This is a genomic window from Bacillus atrophaeus, from assembly GCF_039519175.1.
In the GTDB taxonomy this organism is placed as follows: Bacteria; Bacillota; Bacilli; order Bacillales; family Bacillaceae; genus Bacillus; species Bacillus atrophaeus.
Genome location: NZ_CP154443.1, coordinates 74,618 through 92,036, shown reverse-complemented (window position 1 = coordinate 92,036; position 17,419 = coordinate 74,618). Strand labels below are relative to the sequence as shown.

Sequence of the window (17,419 nt, the reverse complement as noted above, 5' to 3'; positions counted from 1 at the left end):
AGTGGTATACTAAAAATCGTCCCAGAAAAACATCAAAGGGAGTAAGAGAGTGATGAACCATGAGTTGGCTGAATAAATTTTTTGATTTATTTTTAGGAGAAAATGAAGAGGAGAACGATGAACGGGAAACAAAACCCGCTCAAGTTCAGAATCAACAAGAACGGCATCATCCGGAAGGTCAATTAAAGCGACTGGAAGATCCCAAAATATATTATGAATACCCAAAAGGCAAGTTTCGTTTCCCTGTTGTGCCGGACGGCCAATGGAGAACCGAACAGAGAAGGCGCGAGACGTATGAACGGAGCAATGCTTCTTCAGCTGCTCAAAGCCGTCCCGTGCAGGAAAAAGAGCAGATTGATAGAACGAAGCATACATATGAAAAGTCAGAAACGGCAAAGAAGCCTTTTAAACCGACATCGATTCCGTCACCGGTCTATGGTTTTAATGGAAAACACAGAATCAAGACGGATGTTCCGAAACCGCCTGCGAAAAAAACAGACAAACAGGCACCGCCGAAAGCTGTGAAAGAGAAAGTCACGCTGCTGTCAGAAGAAGCCGAAAAACAGCGAGAAAATCCATTTTTAGAAAAACAGCCGGTTCAGAAAAAGGAAGAATCTCAAACACCGGAGAAGCAGGCTCCGCCAGCATCGGAAGAAACGGTAAGCACACACGCCGAGCCAATGAAAAATCTGTTTCAGCAAAACGACGGGACGGAAACAAAAGCTCAAGTGAAAACAAGTATTCAGAACGAGGAATCCATTCCGCATGCTCAAAACGAAGCGCCATTAGCTTCTCAAGCTGATCAAGCGGATGAGCGCAAGCAAGAGGAGTTTGGACCAAACATAGAAAACGATAAGCTCAATCTGCATGTTCAGGAAGAGCCCGAAGCGTCGTCAGCTTCTCAAACCGACCGGCAAGATGAACTTCAACAAGAGAATCCTAAGCCAAACATAGAGGCCGATGAGTTCAATCCGCATGTTCAGGAAGAGCCGGGCGAAATGATTGCTTCACAAGCGAATGAGCCCCGCCAGAAGAAGGCTGGACCAAACCTAGACGAGGAGTTCATTCCCAAAGCACGAGAAGAAACACCGCTGTCTGTTCCTCAGGCAGAACAAGCTGAAGCTCACCTGAATGAGGAGTCCGGTCCGGACGCAGAAAAAGAAGAACTGACGCCGCAGGTACAGGAAGAAGCGAGCGTACCATCTTCTCAAGAGGACAAAATTGAACGTCAGCCGGATTTCACAGATCAGCATACTGAAGAAGAATTAGTTTCTCGCCAAACAGAAGGTCTGAGCGAATTCCGCACACAAGATGAACAAGAAAATGCAGAGCCTATCACAGAACAAGAGCGGAAAGAAGAAAGCGCAGAGAATGTATCTGAGCCTGCCATGCAAACCGCTCAGGTGCAAGAAATGGATAATCATACAACAGAGGTACATGGCCGAAATGAGGCTGCTGATTCACGGAAAGAAAAAGGACAGGCTAAGCAAACCGAACATTCTCAAAAAGGATCATCGGTTCCGTTTAATGTGCTGATGCTGAAAAGTGATACGCATAAACAGCAAAAAACGGCGGGAAGCCGTGCAGGCTATGTTTTTCCTAATGTCTCATTACTTGACGTGCCGCCCGCGCAGCGTCAGGATGACCACACGTGGATCGAGGATCAGCGCAAACTGCTGGACCTGACACTGAAAAACTTCAATGTGCGGGCGAATGTAGTTCATGTGACCCAAGGGCCGTCCGTCACTAGATTCGAAGTTCATCCTGAACCGGGCGTGAAGGTGAATAAAATCACCAACTTGTCTGATGACATTAAACTCAGCCTGTCAGCGAAGGACATTCGGATTGAAGCGCCGATTCCCGGGAAAAACACCATCGGAATAGAGGTCCCGAACCGCACGAGCAAGGTCGTGGACTTGAGGCAAATGATTCGAAGCGCCGCCTTCCGGACAAACGCGTCGCCGCTGACAGCAGCGCTCGGCCTTGATATTTCCGGAAACCCAGTTGTCATTGACTTGAAAAAGATGCCCCACGGCCTGATTGCAGGCGCTACGGGCTCAGGAAAAAGCGTGTGCATCAATACGATATTAGTCAGCCTGCTTTATAAGGCAGATCCGAGCGATGTCAAGGTGCTGCTAATTGATCCGAAAATGGTCGAACTGGCGCCATACAATAAAATTCCGCACCTGGTCAGCCCTGTGATTACTGATGCGAAAGCTGCGACGGCTGCCTTGAAATGGGTTGTTGAAGAAATGGAGCGCCGTTACGAGCTGTTTGCTCATTCGGGCGTGCGCGACATTGACCGCTTTAATCAATTAACCTCCGAGCATCAAACGGGGGAGAAGTTGCCTTATTTGGTTGTGGTAATTGATGAGCTGGCCGATTTAATGATGGTTGCACCGAATGACGTCGAAGAAAGCATTGCCCGAATCGCCCAAAAAGCGAGAGCGTGCGGCATTCATCTGCTTGTCGCGACACAGCGCCCGTCTGTCGATGTAATCACCGGCTTGATTAAAGCGAATATCCCGACGAGAATTGCATTTTCCGTCTCAAGCCAAGTTGATTCTAGAACAATTATCGATATGGCAGGTGCGGAAAAACTTCTTGGAAAAGGGGATATGCTCTTTTTGGAAAACGGTTCAGGAAAACCGGTCCGGCTTCAGGGCAACTTTGTATCTGACAGAGAAATTGACCGCGTAGTTGCCCACGTCAGAGACCAGCTGCCGCCATCTTATTTATTTGAACAAGAAGAGCTCATCAGACAAGGAACTGCCTTGAAGGAAGAGGATGAGCTGTTCTTCGAAGCTTGCGAATTTGTGGTAGAACAAAACAGCGCAAGCACCTCAAGCCTGCAAAGAAGATTTAGAATCGGCTACAATCGCGCAGCAAGGCTGATCGACATGATGGAAGCGGAAGGCATGATCTCGGAAGCAAAAGGGAGCAAGCCGAGAGAGGTGCTCATCACAGCTGCTGAGTTAACAAATGAATAATATGGTTCATTTTCATCCCAAACATGGTATGATAATGGATAGATATTTTCTATGCATGCCGGCCGTTAACAAATTATAATATGAAATGTTTAACCGGGAAGAAAAAGCCGGATAATAAAAATAAGCGAAAAAAATAATCGGAAAAGCCGCCGGCGGCTTTTTTGCCGCTGCGGTTGCAAATTGAAATGAACGTCATATACTGGGGAACAGATAGACGTTTGTTGGAGGTACAATTATGACTGTTTATCATTTTGTTGGAATAAAAGGGACAGGTATGAGTCCGCTTGCCCAAATACTTCATGATACCGGATATACTGTCCAAGGATCGGATATCGAAAAACAAATTTTCACGCAAGCCGCTCTTGAAAAAAGGAATATTCCTATTCTTCCTTTTAGCGCTGACAACATTAAAGCCGGCATGACTGTAATTGCCGGAAACGCGTTTCCTGATACACATCCTGAAATAGAAAAGGCGCTGTCTGAAGGAATTCCGGTCATCAGATATCATAAATTTCTTGGTGACTACATGAAAAAATACATCAGCGTAGCCGTAACGGGCGCACACGGCAAAACATCGACGACGGGCCTTTTAGCCCATGTGATGCAGCAGGCAAAACCGACCTCTTTCTTAATAGGGGACGGAACCGGAATGGGGAATGAAAACAGCGAGTATTTCGTGTTTGAAGCATGTGAATACCGCCGTCATTTCTTAAGCTATCAGCCGGACTACGCGATCATGACGAATATTGATTTTGACCATCCAGATTACTTCTCCAATATTGACGACGTGTTTGATGCGTTTCAAAACATGGCTCTTCAAGTCAATAAAGGCATTATTGCCTGCGGGGACGATGAGTATTTGCCGAAAATCCATGCGAATGTGCCGGTCGTTTATTACGGCACGGGAGAAGAGAATGATTTTCAAGCAAGAAACATCGTAAAGAATACGGAAGGGACAACATTCGATGTCTTTGTCCGTAATACATTTTATGATACATTCTATATTCCGGCGTACGGCCACCATAATGTGCTGAACTCATTGGCGGTTATTGCTTTATGCCATTACGAAGAAATTGATGTGAACATTATCAAGCTTGCCCTTCAGTCGTTCGGCGGAGTGAAACGCAGATTCAACGAGAAAATACTCGGAGATCAGGTCTTAATTGACGACTATGCGCATCACCCGACTGAAATTAAAGTAACCATTGAAGCAGCCAGACAGAAATTTCCTGAGCGCGAAATCGTCGCAGTATTTCAGCCTCACACGTTTACGCGTACGCAGTCATTCCTTGACGAATTCGCAGAAAGCCTGAGCGCGGCTGACTGTGTTTACTTATGTGATATTTTCGGCTCGGCGCGTGAAAATATCGGCAAACTGACGATTGCCGATCTTCAGGAAAAAATCGACAATGCGAAGCTAATTGACGAAAACGACACCTCTGTTTTAAAGGCTCATGATCAAGCGGTTCTCATTTTTATGGGAGCAGGAGATATTCAAAAATACCTTAGAGCCTACGAGAACGTCATAGCATAGTAAAAAAGCAGTGGGGCTCTCACTGCTTTTTACTTTGCACTTAATAAAGGAATTTAACGAAACATGAAGAATTATATGTTTACAGCCCATTTATACATGTTTATGATTTCAAATATCGGGTAAACACTATTATATCCTGCAATAAGGAGGTATTAGATGATTATTATTCTCTATTTAAGCGTTGCACTCATCGCTGTAGCATTTCTCATCTTAGTGATCTATTTGTCCAAAACGTTAAAGTCTTTGCAGGTGACATTAAAAAATGTTGCATCAACACTCGACGGGCTTGAAGGACAAATGAAAGGAATCACCGCTGAAACTGCCGAGCTTTTACATAAGACCAACCGCTTGGCGGAAGACATCCAAGAAAAATCAGAAAAACTAAACACGGTCGTTCATGCTGTTCAAGGTGTGGGAACTTCTGTCCAGCAGTTCAATACATCCATTAAGCAGGCAGCAGGGTCTGTATCGACATCAGTGAGAGAGAACCAAGATAAGATCAATCAAGTCGTCACCTGGAGCCAAGCAGCGATGGAGATTTGGGAAAAGTGGAAGCAAAAGAAAAAAGCATCTCTTTAATCATAAGAAAACCATACAATTAGGAGGAATAATTATGAGCAAAGATGGAATTAATAGTAAAGATTTTCTTATCGGTACACTAATCGGAGGAATCATCGGTGCAACCACCGCCCTTTTCCTAGCACCTAAATCAGGTAAAGAACTGCGAGACGATCTCGGAAATCAAGCGGTTGCCTTAAAAGACAGAACTGACAGAATGACAGCAGATGCCAAGGAAAAAGGTTCTGAATATGTAAGCATCGCAAAAGACAAAACATCAAATATCACACAGCTTGTAGCAGATCAGTCAGGCCAGATTATGAATAAGGTGAAGGACTTAAAAGACCGCTCCAAAAATACAACTGACACTGCAAATTCTGATTCAAACGCTGCTCTTAACGAATTGGGAGAAGAAGCGAAAAAAGCGGCACAGCAAGCAAAAGATCAAGTCGCCCAAACGAAAGACGAAATCAAAAGCGAAGTAAAAGACGCACAAGCGCAGGCTGAACAAGTGAAGCGCTGAGTATGAAAGGAGAATTATGTCATCATGGCGAAACAGCTGATTCAATCTGAGGAAGAATTTAAAAGCATTGCAGAAAAGGAAGACAAGTTTGTGTTCTTTAAGCACAGCTTGACATGTCCGATCAGCCAGGCCGCTTTTCATGAATTTGATGCCTTTGCGGATAAACATGAAGAGGTGCCTGCATACTACCTGCAAATTCAAGAGAGCCGGCCTCTCTCGAATTTCATTGCTGAAACATACGGAGTCAAACACGAAAGTCCTCAGGTTTTTGTCATCCAAAACGGAGAAGTCAAATGGCATACCTCCCATTCACAAATTACAGAAAACTCAATAGAACAGCATATTTCATAAAAAAAGCCGCCAGATTGTATCTGGCGCTTTTTTTTTGAAAAAACTATTGATCATTTCAGTCATATCATGTAGGATTACATCATACAATACTTTATCACTTAAAAGCGTTTGGGTAATAAAGTGAAATTTCGCGATAATTTTGTCATTTGATGTTTCTATTTAGGCACAATTATAGTAAGATGCATGTTAACCATGAAAATAAAAAATGAATGTGCAGGGAAAGGATGAAGAAGATGAGCAACACAGAGTTAGAGCTTCTCAGACAGCAAGCAGACGAATTGAATTTGCAAATACTAAAATTAATCAACGAGCGCGGAGCTGTTGTAAAAGAGATCGGTAAAGCGAAAGAAGCGCAGGGTGTAAATAGATTTGATCCGGTCAGAGAACGCACAATGCTTAACAATATCATTGAAAATAATGACGGGCCATTTGAAAATTCTACTATTCAGCACATTTTCAAAGAAATTTTCAAAGCCGGATTAGAGCTTCAAGAGGAAGACCACAGCAAAGCGCTGCTAGTCTCCCGTAAGAAAAAAGCTGAAGATACGATTGTCGATATTAAAGGCGAAAAAGTCGGAGACGGAGAGCAGCGCTTTATCGTTGGCCCTTGTGCCGTTGAAAGCTACGAGCAAGTAGCGGAAGTCGCAGCCGCAGCCAAAAAACAAGGCATTAAAATCTTGCGCGGAGGAGCATTCAAACCGCGTACAAGTCCTTATGATTTCCAAGGGTTGGGTGTCGAAGGCCTTCAAATATTAAAACGGGTGGCAGACGAATTTGATCTTGCCGTAATCAGCGAAATCGTCACTCCGGCTCATATTGAAGAGGCGATCGATTACATTGATGTCATTCAGATCGGCGCGCGAAACATGCAGAACTTTGAATTGCTGAAAGCAGCGGGTTCTGTGAAAAAACCTGTTCTGTTAAAACGCGGACTTGCCGCTACAATTCAAGAATTCATCAATGCCGCAGAATACATCATGTCACAAGGAAACGACCAGATCATCCTTTGTGAGCGCGGAATCAGAACATACGAAACAGCAACGAGAAATACGCTTGATATTTCTGCTGTGCCTATTCTTAAACAAGAAACTCATTTACCGGTCTTTGTTGATGTCACACATTCAACCGGCCGCCGTGATCTCTTGCTTCCGACAGCTAAAGCAGCGCTTGCGATCGGCGCTGACGGCGTGATGGCAGAGGTTCACCCTGATCCGTCTGTTGCACTGTCTGACTCTGCGCAGCAAATGGCGATTCCGGAGTTTGAAAACTGGCTGAACGAGCTAAAGCCAATGGTCAAAGTAAAAGCGTAACCCAACGCGATAAATGCCGAAAAGGCCCGCTGTGAAGCGGGTCTTTTTTTATTCCAGACGGTTTGGCGTTTCTTTGTTTATTTTAATTACAAAACCCAAGTGAACGTTTTCATCCTTTGTAAAAACGTGTATAATTTCATGAGGAATAGTAATTTGATGAATAATGAAAAATAATGTACACTAATGACTTACGCTTACAATCATAAACGACAATAATTGAAGACAATACGACAATTCTTTACATAAAGTGTTTATGCTATAGATAAGGATAAGTGTATCCAGTAAAAGGAGTGGTTTTAGGATGAGCAACATTACGATATATGATGTAGCGAGAGAAGCAAATGTAAGTATGGCGACCGTTTCCAGAGTTGTGAACGGCAACCCGAATGTAAAACCTACGACTAGAAAAAAAGTCCTTGAAGCCATTGACCGCCTCGGCTACCGTCCGAACGCAGTGGCAAGAGGTCTGGCAAGCAAAAAGACAACAACAGTCGGTGTCATTATCCCTGATATCTCAAGCATCTTTTACGCGGAGCTTGCGCGGGGAATTGAAGATATCGCAACCATGTATAAATATAACATCATATTAAGCAACTCTGACCAGAACTTGGAGAAAGAGCTTCATTTATTAAATACGATGCTCGGCAAACAAGTGGACGGGATTGTATTTATGGGCGGAAATATTACGGACGAGCATGTGGAAGAGTTCAAACGCTCACCTGTGCCGATCGTTCTTGCCGCATCAGTTGAAGAGCAAGGGCAGACGCCTTCGGTCGCTATTGATTACGAACAGGCGGTATATGACGCGATAAAGCTTCTGATCGATAAAGGACATAAGGATATTGCCTTTGTTTCCGGACCGCTTGCAGAACCGATCAACCGCTCCAAAAAGCTGCAAGGCTATAAACGGGCTCTTCAAGAAGCAGATCTTCCGTATCAAGAGCAATTTGTCGCAGAAGGCGATTATACGTATGATTCTGGGCTTGAAGCATTAGACGGTTTAATGAGCCTTGAGAAAAAACCGACAGCCGTCCTTTCTGGAACGGACGAAATGGCGCTTGGGGTTATCCATGCCGCTCAAGACCGCGGTTTGTCAATTCCTGAAGACCTTGAGATTATCGGCTTTGACAATACAAGATTAAGTCTGATGGTCCGTCCGCAGCTTTCAACGGTCGTCCAGCCTACGTATGATATTGGCGCAGTTGCCATGAGACTGTTAACAAAGCTGATGAATAAAGAGCAGGTGGAAGAGCATATTGTCGAATTGCCGCACCGCATTGAATTAAGACAATCAACCAAGTCATAAGAAAAAAATCAAGAAAGCAAGCTTCACTCTTTTCGGTGAAATCCTTGCTTTCTTTTCATCTGAGTGGGGAGAAGCTATGAAACGTTTTGATTATCTTACACCCGTTGGATTTGTATTAGGGAGCGTTATTATTGTCATCGGTATTATATCCGGCTCAGGCTTGAGCGGCTTTCGTTCATTCCTTGACCTGACTTCTTTCTTTATCGTAACAGGCGGTCTTTGCGCCGCTATTTTTGTCAGTTTTCCGCCGAAAGACTTAAAGAAAACGCCTTCTGTTTTAAAGCAGGCTTTCATTCGCAAGGAAGACAATGTCAAAGATCTTGTAAAAACGTTTGTCAGTCTTTCAGATCAGGCGCGAAAACAGGGGCTTTTATCGCTTGACGAGCAGGCGCGTGTCATCAAAGACCCGTTTTTGAAAAAAGGGCTTCTATTAACCATTGACGGCTGGGACGAGGAAACGATCCGTCTTGTCATGGATTCTGAGATCGCCGCAATGGAAGAAAGGCACCGGAAGGGACGGCGGGTGCTTGAAAAGGCAGGAGAGTTTGCCCCTGCGTGGGGAATGATCGGAACACTTGTCGGGCTTGTGCTGATGCTTAAAAATTTAAATGATCCGGGAATGCTTGGTCCGAATATGGCCGTTGCGCTGCTAACAACCTTATATGGTTCGCTGTTAGCAAATATGGTATTTAATCCGATTGCCGCAAAGCTTGAAGAAAAGACAGAAAGTGAAATTTTTACGAAGCAAGTGATGATTGAGGGCATCATCGGCATACAGTCCGGCAAAAATCCGCGCAATCTGGAAAGCCAGCTCGTTGTGTTCAGTTCTCGGGAAGAATGGCGCAAGCTGCAAAACAGTCAAGTGAACTCGAAAAAGGATTCCGTGCATGAAGCTTAGAAGAGACCGTTTTAACAGAAGGAATGGGACAAGGGATAACCGAAGTCAGTCATCAAGCTGGATGGTGACCTTTACGGATTTGGTTACGTTAATACTTGTGTTCTTTATTTTGCTCTTTTCGATGTCGCAGATAGATGTGGAAAAATTTAAATCAGCGGTCGAATCGATTCAAAAGGAAGGCAGCGGGATTCAGCCTGACAATACGGCCATCAATACATCTGATACCGCACAAAAGAAGCAGGATAACCGGCAGGATGAACTCTTGCAGAAAGTAAATACATATATTCAAAAGCATAATCTCAGCGCTAAAATGACTGCAAAACGCGATGAGCGCGGAGTGATTCTCGTTTTACAGGAAGCCGTGCTTTTTGATACCGGCGAAGCCGCCGTTCTGAAGGATGCAGAGACGCTTCTTCACCAAATTGCGGTGCTGCTGCAAACCATGCCAAACGAAATACAGGTGGAAGGCCATACCGACAGCCGCAATATATCCACATACCGATATCCGTCTAACTGGGAGCTATCTGCGGCAAGGGCCAGCGGTGTCATCCAGTATTTCACATCAAAAGAAAACCTTCCTTCCAAGCGCTTTATCGCTGTAGGTTATGCGGATACTATGCCCGTGAAAGATAATAAAACGGCAGATCACATGAAAGAAAACCGCCGTGTGGAAATCGTAATTAAAAAGTCAAAAACGACCTCTTCGTAAAGGTCGTTTTTTTATTGATTTGTTTTCTGCCGTTGTTCATTTCTGATGGCATGCAGCGCTTTAGACACTGTTTGGGCGTTTTTTTCTGTGATTTCAGCCCTGCGGGGGATAGGAGGATATAAATCATCCGGATCACTCCAGAAAGCGGGCAGGGGAACGGGAGACTGCTTTTGCCATTTTGCAATCCATTCTGCCGGAATGTCAGAGCCGGGGTTTATGCCCTTCATTTCAAGCCAAATTTTGCTCCATGCTCTCGGCACGACACGCCAAATATCATAACCTCCTCCTCCGACCGCGATCCATTTTCCGCCGCAATATTGGTGGGCCAAGGAATGGGCAAGCCGGGGAATCTCATCATAAATGGCGATCGTATTAGATAAGTGTGTCAGCGGGTCGTAATAATGAGCATCAGCTCCATTTTGGCTTACAATCACATCTGGTTTAAAATAGGCCGCAATTTCAGTGACTGCGGTTTGATAGGCGGCAAGAAACGAGTCATCTTCCGTAAAAGCGTCAAGCGGAATATTGAACGAGTACCCGTAGCCTTTTCCGCTGCCTTTCTCCTGTATTTGGCCCGTACCCGGAAATAAATACCGCCCTGTCTCATGAATGGACACTGTGCAGACATCAGGGTTGTCATAAAACGTAAATTGCACACCGTCTCCGTGATGGGCATCGGTATCAATATAGAGCACCCGGGCCTGATATGTTTTTTGGATATATTGAATAGCAACAGAACTGTCATTGTAAACGCAAAAGCCGGAGGCTCTTCCGCGAAATCCATGATGAAGTCCTCCGCCTAAATTGGCGGCGTGTCTGGCTTGTCCCGTCATGACATAATCTGCGGCAGTCAACGTTCCTCCGACCAAAAGAGACGCGGCCTCATGCATCCCGGCGAAGACCGGCGTATCTTCGGTGCCGAGCCCGTATCCTTCTCCCTCTGTCACGGGAAGCTTTCCGGCGCCGGCTGATTTCACTGCCTGAATATAATCTTCAGTATGAACAAGAGCGAGTTCCTCCTCTGTTGCAAAGCGCGGACTGACAATGTCTCCCTCTTCGAACGCATTCAATGACTGAAGTAAATCATATGTTAACAAAACACGCTGCTGGTTAAAAGGGTGTTCCTGATGAAACATGTAGGTCTGATAGGAAGGCGAATAGATAAACACACTGTCTTTCATGGCTTATTCCTTTGTTCTGCCGGCCACACGATATGATGTCCCTGTTGATGTAATTCATTCAGAAACGGCAGCGGATTCATTGTCTGAATGCGGAACACCAATACTTTTGAGCCGAGATCTTCATCAGGATAAACAAGCACGCTTAGAATTTTGATCTGAAGATTTTGGCAGATCAGACTGACATCAGCAAGGCTTTTTGTCACATTGTTTACCTTCAATTCAATTTGCGAACCAGGCTGGTCAGCGCCCGTCAGCTTGACAAATGTCCGCAGCAGGTCGGTTTTTGTGAGAATGCCGACCAGCTTCTGATTCAGCACAATCGGCAGGCAGCCAATGCCGCGCTCATAAAAAACAGCTGATATTTCTTCTACAAAGTCAAGCGGGTGAGCACAAACGACATCTCTTTTCATGAGAGATTCAAGACTTTTTTTTAGGTAACGGTTTCGTTCACCTTCTTCAAAAATGCTCGGGCTGGCTTGTTTGATATCCCTGTCGGTAATCAAGCCGATCACATGCCGATCATCATTAATGACAGGAATATGCCGAATGCGGTGCTGTTTGAGTTTATGAATCGCTGTTTCAATTGTATCCGTCTTGGTCATTGTTATAACTTCCCGTTTCATGATTTGCTCTGCGATCATCTTTTTTCCCCTTTTTCTGTGTCAGTTAATACATAAAACGATGATAAAAGCGCAGTCTGTCAAATTGCTCAATCGAATCCTGGCTCACGTTTTTTCCGATTCGGGCCATGAGGCAATTTGCCGGATGTGAGCTGATTTCCGGTTCGTCAGTCGCAAACCAGACCAGCCCGCCTGCATTCATCATTTTTTCCATGAGCTTGCGGTACTCCCACACATCCTTTTTCATTCCTTTTAAATCCCAGTGCCAGTAATACTCGGTAGTCATCACGATATAGTTTTCCATCTGCTCATCCATCATGCTTACCGTCAGGAGCGTCTTCCCGACAGAAGATCCTCTGAAGGCCGGGGCAACCTCAATTGCTCCCAGCTCAAGCAAATCTTCCATTTTCCCTTCAGACCATCTTTCCAGCGGGTCAGGATACAAATACGTGACATAACCTACGACGGTCTGCCCGTCTCTGGCAATGATAATCCGCCCTTCAGGAAGCCCTGCAATGTCAATTAATGCTTCGTGCTGCTCATGATGAGGACGAAACGCGGTCAGACCTTCATGAAACTCATAACTTGCTAAAATCTCTGGCGTAATAGGCCCTTCGATGACTAAGGCGCCTGTTGCTGTTTTTATTTCTGCAGAATGGTATGTTTTATGATGTTCCACTTATTCACCGTCCCATCGGTTGTGGTTAAAAAGCACTTCTCTTTTAAGAATATCAAAAATTAAAGCGTTTTCAATATATATGATGATATATTTTAAAAATTGAGAAAAATGTGAATGTATACTATAATGGGGTTGACAACTACGCAAAGGGGGAAGTTTGCATGGAATTGAAAGCGTTACCAGTTGTGAAGGGGAATTATAACCTAGAAAATTATGAAGAAGCATATCAGCATTTTGACTGGGCAGAAGCAGAGAAAAATTTCTCCTGGCATCAAACAGGGAAGCTGAACGCAGCCTATGAAACGATCGACCGTCACGCCGAATCGTTTCGAAAAAACAAAGTAGCGCTTTATTACAAAGATGCAAAACGGGAAGAAAAATACACTTTTAAAGAAATGAAGGACGAAACCAATAGAGCCGGGAATGTGCTGAAGCGGTATGGAAATGTGGAAAAAGGGGACCGCGTTTTTATTTTTATGCCGAGAACGCCTGAGCTCTATTTTATTATGCTAGGCGCTATTAAAATCGGAGCAATCGCCGGGCCTTTATTTGAAGCCTTTATGGAGGGAGCGGTAAAGGACCGTCTCGAAAACAGTGAGGCAAAGGTTGTAGTTACGACACCGGAACTGCTTGACAGAATTCCGGCTGACCGGCTCCCGCATTTACAGCATATTTTTGTGGTTGGAGGCGAGGAAGAGTACGGCGGCAAAGTGATTGATTACAATGAAGCAGTGAAAGGCGAGAGCACGAGGCTTGAAATTGAATGGATGGACAAAAAAGACGGCTATTTGCTTCACTACACCTCGGGCTCAACAGGTACGCCGAAGGGAGTGCTGCATGTTCATGAAGCCATGATTCAGCAATATCAGACAGGCAAATGGGTGCTGGACTTACAGGAAGAAGACATTTATTGGTGCACCGCAGACCCCGGCTGGGTGACCGGCACGGTGTACGGCATTTTTGCTCCGTGGCTGAACGGGGCAACCAATGTAATTGTAGGCGGAAGATTCAGTCCTGAAAATTGGTATGAAACGATTGAAAAGCTTGGTGTAAACGTATGGTACAGCGCGCCGACCGCTTTCCGCATGCTGATGGGCGCGGGAGACGAAATGGCGGGCAAATATGATCTCACCTCCCTCCGCCACGTCCTGAGCGTTGGAGAGCCGCTGAATCCTGAGGTCATCAGATGGGGGCATAAAGTCTTTGACAAACGGATTCACGATACATGGTGGATGACTGAAACAGGCGGACAGCTGATATGCAATTATCCTTGTATGGACATTAAACCAGGCTCAATGGGAAAACCGTTCCCCGGAATAGAGGCAGCGATCGTGGATCATCAAGGAAATGAACTTCCGCCGTACAGAATGGGAAATCTGGCTATTAAAAAGGGCTGGCCGTCTATGATGCATACGATATGGAACAACCCGGAAAAGTACGAATCCTATTTTATGCCGGGCGGCTGGTATGTCTCTGGAGATTCTGCTTACATGGATGAAGATGGGTATTTCTGGTTCCAAGGCAGGGTGGATGACGTGATCATGACGTCAGGTGAACGCGTCGGCCCGTTTGAAGTGGAAAGCAAGCTCGTCGAACACCCGTCGATTGCAGAAGCGGGCGTCATCGGAAAGCCTGACCCGGTGCGCGGCGAAATTATCAAAGCGTTTATCTCGCTCAGAGAAGGGCATGAACCGTCTGACAAGCTGAAAGAAGATATCCGCCAATTCGTCAAGCAAGGTTTGGCGGCGCATGCGGCACCGCGTGAAATTGAGTTTAAAGATAAGCTCCCTAAAACACGGAGCGGAAAAATTATGAGACGTGTATTAAAAGCATGGGAGCTGGATCTGCCGGCTGGAGACCTGTCAACAATGGAAGACTAAGCACGTTGACATCAGATTTTATTTATGATAAAAATGAAATAGCTAAATATGAAAAGGTAAAGATTGAGACAAGTAGAATATCCGATTTTGTCCCAGAGAGCTGATGGCCGGTGAAAATCAGCACAGACGGATGCTTCGAATACACTCATGAACCGCTTTTGCAAACAAAGCCTGATGGGGCTTTCAGTAGTGAAAGAACGGATCTGATCCGTTATCAGACAAAGTGATAAGAGAGAGTATGCCCTCATCTTATTAGTAGGGTGGTACCGCGATAACAATCGTCCCTTCGTGTAAACGAAGGGGCGTTTTTATTTTGATAAAAAAGGAGCAGCATACTTATGGCAAATTTACTTGAAGACTTATCCTTCAGAGGATTGATTCAGCAAATAACTGACGAGGAAGGGCTGAATAAACAGTTAAATGAAGACAAAATCCGCTTATACTCAGGCTTTGACCCGACTGCGGACAGTCTGCATATCGGGCACCTGCTGCCGATTCTGACGCTTCGCCGTTTTCAATTGGCTGGCCATCATCCGATCGCCCTTGTAGGCGGTGCGACAGGGCTGATTGGCGACCCGAGCGGCAAAAAAGCCGAGCGTACATTAAACACGGCGGACATTGTTGTGGAATGGTCACAAAAAATCAAAAATCAGCTATCAAGATTTCTTGATTTTGATGCAACCGAAAACCCTGCTGTTATGGCAAACAACTTCGACTGGATCGGGAAAATGAACGTCATTGATTTCCTTCGGGATGTCGGCAAAAACTTCGGCATTAACTATATGCTGGCGAAAGATACGGTCAGCTCAAGGATAGAATCAGGCATTTCATATACAGAATTCAGCTACATGATTCTGCAATCGTTTGACTTTCTGAATCTGTACAGAGACCAAGGCTGTAAACTTCAAATCGGCGGAAGCGATCAGTGGGGCAACATTACGGCAGGCCTTGAACTGATCAGAAAATCAGAAGAAGAAGGGGCAAAAGCATTCGGTCTCACCATCCCGCTTGTGACAAAAGCGGACGGCACCAAGTTTGGAAAAACCGAAGGCGGCGCTATCTGGCTTGATAAAGAAAAAACGTCACCGTATGAATTTTACCAATTCTGGATTAACACAGATGACCGTGATGTTGTAAAGTACTTAAAATACTTCACGTTCTTATCAAAAGAAGAAGTAGAAGCATACGCTGAAAAAACGGAAACAGCGCCTGAGAAGCGGGAAGCGCAAAAGCGCCTTGCAGAAGAAGTGACGGAGCTGGTGCACGGACGTGAGGCCTTAGAGCAAGCGATTAACATTTCGCAGGCATTGTTCAGCGGCAACATTAAAGAGCTTTCTGCTCAAGACGTAAAGGTAGGCTTTAAAGATGTACCTTCGCTTGAAGCGGGACGCAGCCAAGAGCTGACTTTAGTGGATGTACTGGTGGAATCTAAATTGTCCCCGTCTAAACGCCAGGCGCGTGAAGACATTAAAAACGGCGCAGTCTATATTAATGGCGAACGCCAAACAGAAATCGGACACATTCTGTCTGCGGAAGACCGTATTGAAGATCAATTTACCGTCTTGCGCCGAGGGAAGAAAAAATACTTCCTGATCACATATAAATAAGAAAAAAATATCCTTTGCCTTAAACGGCAAAGGATATTTTTTGTTTAGCGCATAGACATTAAGGAAAAGAGTATATTAGATAGGGCAAACACGACAGATCATCACCTTTTAAGCAGGAAGGAGAGCTCACTGTGAATCTCATGTGTACGATTGCGAAAGAAAGATTGCAGCGGGATTATTGGGAGCAGCAGGAACAAAACCGTGTTGTCCGGTGTGACTCAGAGGATGAATCAGACGATAAAAAAAACCCGACCGCATAGCGGTTGGGGTTTTTCTTTTTCATGAATGGGCTTCTGCCGGCGTATAAGGACCGAAAATGAAAATAAAAAACCCTCATTATGGGGCCATTTATTTGTCTTGTCCAGAGTGACAGCGATTCACTTCATAAGCTGCAATTGTTTGTAAGAAGCTTTGCAGTGAGTTTGTTATATAAGTATCTTTACGATGAATAAAGACAGTTGAAATGATACTGTGTTTTTCTGGAATTTTGTGTAAATATACTTTTTCATCCACTGCAAGGTGCTTGACCACAGATCGCGGGACGAGGGTAATACCCAGGCCAAGTGCTACACTGCTTAAGATTGTTTCTAATACACTGAATTCCATAATCCTTTTAGGCATAATTTCTTCTTCTTTTAACCACTGTTCTAATTTAGAGCGATACCCGCAGCCCTGGCTAAATACTAAAAAGGGTTCAATCGAAAATTCCTCCAAATTGAATGTTTTATTTCTTGTAACTAAAACAAGTTCTTCGAAACACACATCATATTGCTGAATCTGCGGATGCTTAATCGGCCCTGTAACAAAAGCGCCGTCTAACCGAAATTCGATGACATCTTTAACTAAATCTTCTGTTAGGCCGGCCTGTATAGATAAATCAACATTTGAAAACTGTTTATGATAGGAGGCTAAAATCTTTGGAAGGCTGCTGACAGTTTCAACTGTGCCAATGTTTAATATACCTGTAGGTGTTTCACTATCTAGAAATACTCGCTTAAGCTCTTGCAAATCAAGCAAAATTTTGCTTGCGTATTCTAGCATTTTGCGGCCTTCCGAAGTTAATGACATCCCGCGTTTATGTCTATTGAATAATGGCGTCCGTAATTCTTGCTCTAACTGCTTAATCCTCGCTGTTACATTAGATTGGACGTAATTTAATTCAACAGCAGCTTTACTAATGCTTCCCTTTTTAGCAACGCACTGAAAAATTTGTAAATCACGCAGTTCCATAAAATTGGCTCCTTTCTTAGATATCATTTTAAATGATCATAAT

General features: G+C 44.6%; 16 protein-coding genes and 1 other annotated feature. Of the genes, 12 read left to right on the top strand and 4 right to left on the bottom strand.

Annotation, left to right across the window (positions count from 1 at the left end):
- Positions 1–59: 59 nt before the first annotated feature.
- The 9 genes from AAHT65_RS00555 (at position 60) to motS (ending at position 10,179) form a co-directional block, all read left to right on the top strand.
- The gene (locus AAHT65_RS00555; protein ID WP_343310820.1) at positions 60–2,990 is read left to right on the top strand and encodes a DNA translocase FtsK; all 2,931 of its coding nucleotides are present in this window, start codon (positions 60–62) and stop codon (positions 2,988–2,990) included.
- Positions 2,991–3,225: 235 nt separating this feature from the next.
- Positions 3,226–4,524 (top strand): UDP-N-acetylmuramate--L-alanine ligase, encoded by a 1,299-nt coding sequence (gene murC, locus AAHT65_RS00550; protein ID WP_003325031.1) that lies wholly within the window; start codon positions 3,226–3,228, stop codon positions 4,522–4,524.
- Positions 4,525–4,680: 156 nt separating this feature from the next.
- On the top strand, positions 4,681–5,103 hold the full coding sequence (locus tag AAHT65_RS00545) for a DUF948 domain-containing protein (RefSeq protein WP_003325032.1): 423 nt from the start codon (positions 4,681–4,683) through the stop codon (positions 5,101–5,103).
- A gap of 34 nt (positions 5,104–5,137) precedes the next feature.
- The gene (locus tag AAHT65_RS00540; protein WP_003325033.1) at positions 5,138–5,605 is read left to right on the top strand and encodes a YtxH domain-containing protein; all 468 of its coding nucleotides are present in this window, start codon (positions 5,138–5,140) and stop codon (positions 5,603–5,605) included.
- 24 nt (positions 5,606–5,629) lie between these two features.
- Positions 5,630–5,956 carry a bacillithiol system redox-active protein YtxJ gene (gene ytxJ, locus AAHT65_RS00535; RefSeq protein WP_003325034.1) on the top strand — a complete coding sequence of 109 codons (327 nt, stop codon included), beginning with the start codon at positions 5,630–5,632 and terminating at the stop codon, positions 5,954–5,956.
- 233 nt (positions 5,957–6,189) lie between these two features.
- Positions 6,190–7,266 carry a bifunctional 3-deoxy-7-phosphoheptulonate synthase/chorismate mutase gene (locus AAHT65_RS00530; protein ID WP_010789523.1) on the top strand — a complete coding sequence of 359 codons (1,077 nt, stop codon included), beginning with the start codon at positions 6,190–6,192 and terminating at the stop codon, positions 7,264–7,266.
- Positions 7,267–7,567: 301 nt separating this feature from the next.
- On the top strand, positions 7,568–8,572 hold the full coding sequence (gene ccpA / locus AAHT65_RS00525; protein ID WP_010789522.1) for a catabolite control protein A: 1,005 nt from the start codon (positions 7,568–7,570) through the stop codon (positions 8,570–8,572).
- A 76-nt stretch (positions 8,573–8,648) separates the two neighbouring features.
- The gene (gene motP, locus AAHT65_RS00520; RefSeq protein WP_088117762.1) at positions 8,649–9,470 is read left to right on the top strand and encodes a flagellar motor protein MotP; all 822 of its coding nucleotides are present in this window, start codon (positions 8,649–8,651) and stop codon (positions 9,468–9,470) included.
- Entirely contained in the window at positions 9,460–10,179 is a 720-nt protein-coding gene (gene motS, locus AAHT65_RS00515; RefSeq protein ID WP_343310819.1) for a flagellar motor protein MotS, read from the top strand. The genes motP and motS overlap by 11 nt, the downstream gene beginning before the upstream one ends.
- An 11-nt stretch (positions 10,180–10,190) precedes the next feature.
- On the opposite strand, the gene AAHT65_RS00510 is transcribed toward motS, so the two are convergent.
- From AAHT65_RS00510 to AAHT65_RS00500, 3 genes are read right to left on the bottom strand one after another with little or no spacing between them, the layout of a single operon-like run.
- Positions 10,191–11,360, bottom strand: coding sequence for an acetoin utilization protein AcuC (locus AAHT65_RS00510; protein WP_061572547.1), 1,170 nt, complete (start codon positions 11,358–11,360; stop codon positions 10,191–10,193).
- Positions 11,357–12,001 (bottom strand): acetoin utilization AcuB family protein, encoded by a 645-nt coding sequence (locus AAHT65_RS00505; RefSeq protein ID WP_063637168.1) that lies wholly within the window; start codon positions 11,999–12,001, stop codon positions 11,357–11,359. Before AAHT65_RS00505 ends, AAHT65_RS00510 begins: the two co-directional genes overlap by 4 nt.
- A gap of 25 nt (positions 12,002–12,026) precedes the next feature.
- On the bottom strand, positions 12,027–12,659 hold the full coding sequence (locus AAHT65_RS00500; RefSeq protein WP_003325043.1) for a GNAT family N-acetyltransferase: 633 nt from the start codon (positions 12,657–12,659) through the stop codon (positions 12,027–12,029).
- Between the two features lie 161 nt (positions 12,660–12,820).
- Between AAHT65_RS00500 and acsA the strand changes: the two genes are divergently transcribed.
- The 3 genes from acsA to sr7p all read left to right on the top strand — a co-directional run bounded on the left by acsA (position 12,821) and on the right by sr7p (position 16,406).
- Positions 12,821–14,539, top strand: a complete 1,719-nt coding sequence (gene acsA / locus AAHT65_RS00495; protein WP_003325044.1) for an acetate--CoA ligase — start codon at positions 12,821–12,823, stop codon at positions 14,537–14,539.
- A 50-nt stretch (positions 14,540–14,589) separates the two neighbouring features.
- Positions 14,590–14,828 (top strand) — a binding site (T-box leader).
- A gap of 49 nt (positions 14,829–14,877) precedes the next feature.
- On the top strand, positions 14,878–16,146 hold the full coding sequence (gene tyrS / locus AAHT65_RS00490) for a tyrosine--tRNA ligase (RefSeq protein WP_315915740.1): 1,269 nt from the start codon (positions 14,878–14,880) through the stop codon (positions 16,144–16,146).
- A 131-nt stretch (positions 16,147–16,277) separates the two neighbouring features.
- Positions 16,278–16,406 carry a small protein SR7P gene (gene sr7p / locus AAHT65_RS00485; RefSeq protein ID WP_258176558.1) on the top strand — a complete coding sequence of 43 codons (129 nt, stop codon included), beginning with the start codon at positions 16,278–16,280 and terminating at the stop codon, positions 16,404–16,406.
- A gap of 88 nt (positions 16,407–16,494) precedes the next feature.
- Here the strand turns inward: sr7p and AAHT65_RS00480 are convergent, their stop codons facing one another.
- Positions 16,495–17,376, bottom strand: a complete 882-nt coding sequence (locus AAHT65_RS00480) for a LysR family transcriptional regulator (protein WP_061670333.1) — start codon at positions 17,374–17,376, stop codon at positions 16,495–16,497.
- Positions 17,377–17,419 lie beyond the last annotated feature (43 nt).

Excerpts from the sequence above, each read along its gene's own strand:
- AAHT65_RS00555 (WP_343310820.1), top strand. The coding sequence starts at position 60 with ATGAGTTGGCTGAATAAATTTTTTGATTTATTTTTAGGAGAAAATGAA.
- murC (WP_003325031.1), top strand. The coding sequence starts at position 3,226 with ATGACTGTTTATCATTTTGTTGGAATAAAAGGGACAGGTATGAGTCCG.
- AAHT65_RS00545 (WP_003325032.1), top strand. The coding sequence starts at position 4,681 with ATGATTATTATTCTCTATTTAAGCGTTGCACTCATCGCTGTAGCATTT.
- AAHT65_RS00540 (WP_003325033.1), top strand. The coding sequence starts at position 5,138 with ATGAGCAAAGATGGAATTAATAGTAAAGATTTTCTTATCGGTACACTA.
- ytxJ (WP_003325034.1), top strand. The coding sequence starts at position 5,630 with ATGGCGAAACAGCTGATTCAATCTGAGGAAGAATTTAAAAGCATTGCA.
- AAHT65_RS00530 (WP_010789523.1), top strand. The coding sequence starts at position 6,190 with ATGAGCAACACAGAGTTAGAGCTTCTCAGACAGCAAGCAGACGAATTG.
- ccpA (WP_010789522.1), top strand. The coding sequence starts at position 7,568 with ATGAGCAACATTACGATATATGATGTAGCGAGAGAAGCAAATGTAAGT.
- motP (WP_088117762.1), top strand. The coding sequence starts at position 8,649 with ATGAAACGTTTTGATTATCTTACACCCGTTGGATTTGTATTAGGGAGC.
- motS (WP_343310819.1), top strand. The coding sequence starts at position 9,460 with ATGAAGCTTAGAAGAGACCGTTTTAACAGAAGGAATGGGACAAGGGAT.
- AAHT65_RS00510 (WP_061572547.1), bottom strand. The coding sequence starts at position 11,360 with ATGAAAGACAGTGTGTTTATCTATTCGCCTTCCTATCAGACCTACATG.
- AAHT65_RS00505 (WP_063637168.1), bottom strand. The coding sequence starts at position 12,001 with ATGATCGCAGAGCAAATCATGAAACGGGAAGTTATAACAATGACCAAG.
- acsA (WP_003325044.1), top strand. The coding sequence starts at position 12,821 with ATGGAATTGAAAGCGTTACCAGTTGTGAAGGGGAATTATAACCTAGAA.
- tyrS (WP_315915740.1), top strand. The coding sequence starts at position 14,878 with ATGGCAAATTTACTTGAAGACTTATCCTTCAGAGGATTGATTCAGCAA.
- AAHT65_RS00480 (WP_061670333.1), bottom strand. The coding sequence starts at position 17,376 with ATGGAACTGCGTGATTTACAAATTTTTCAGTGCGTTGCTAAAAAGGGA.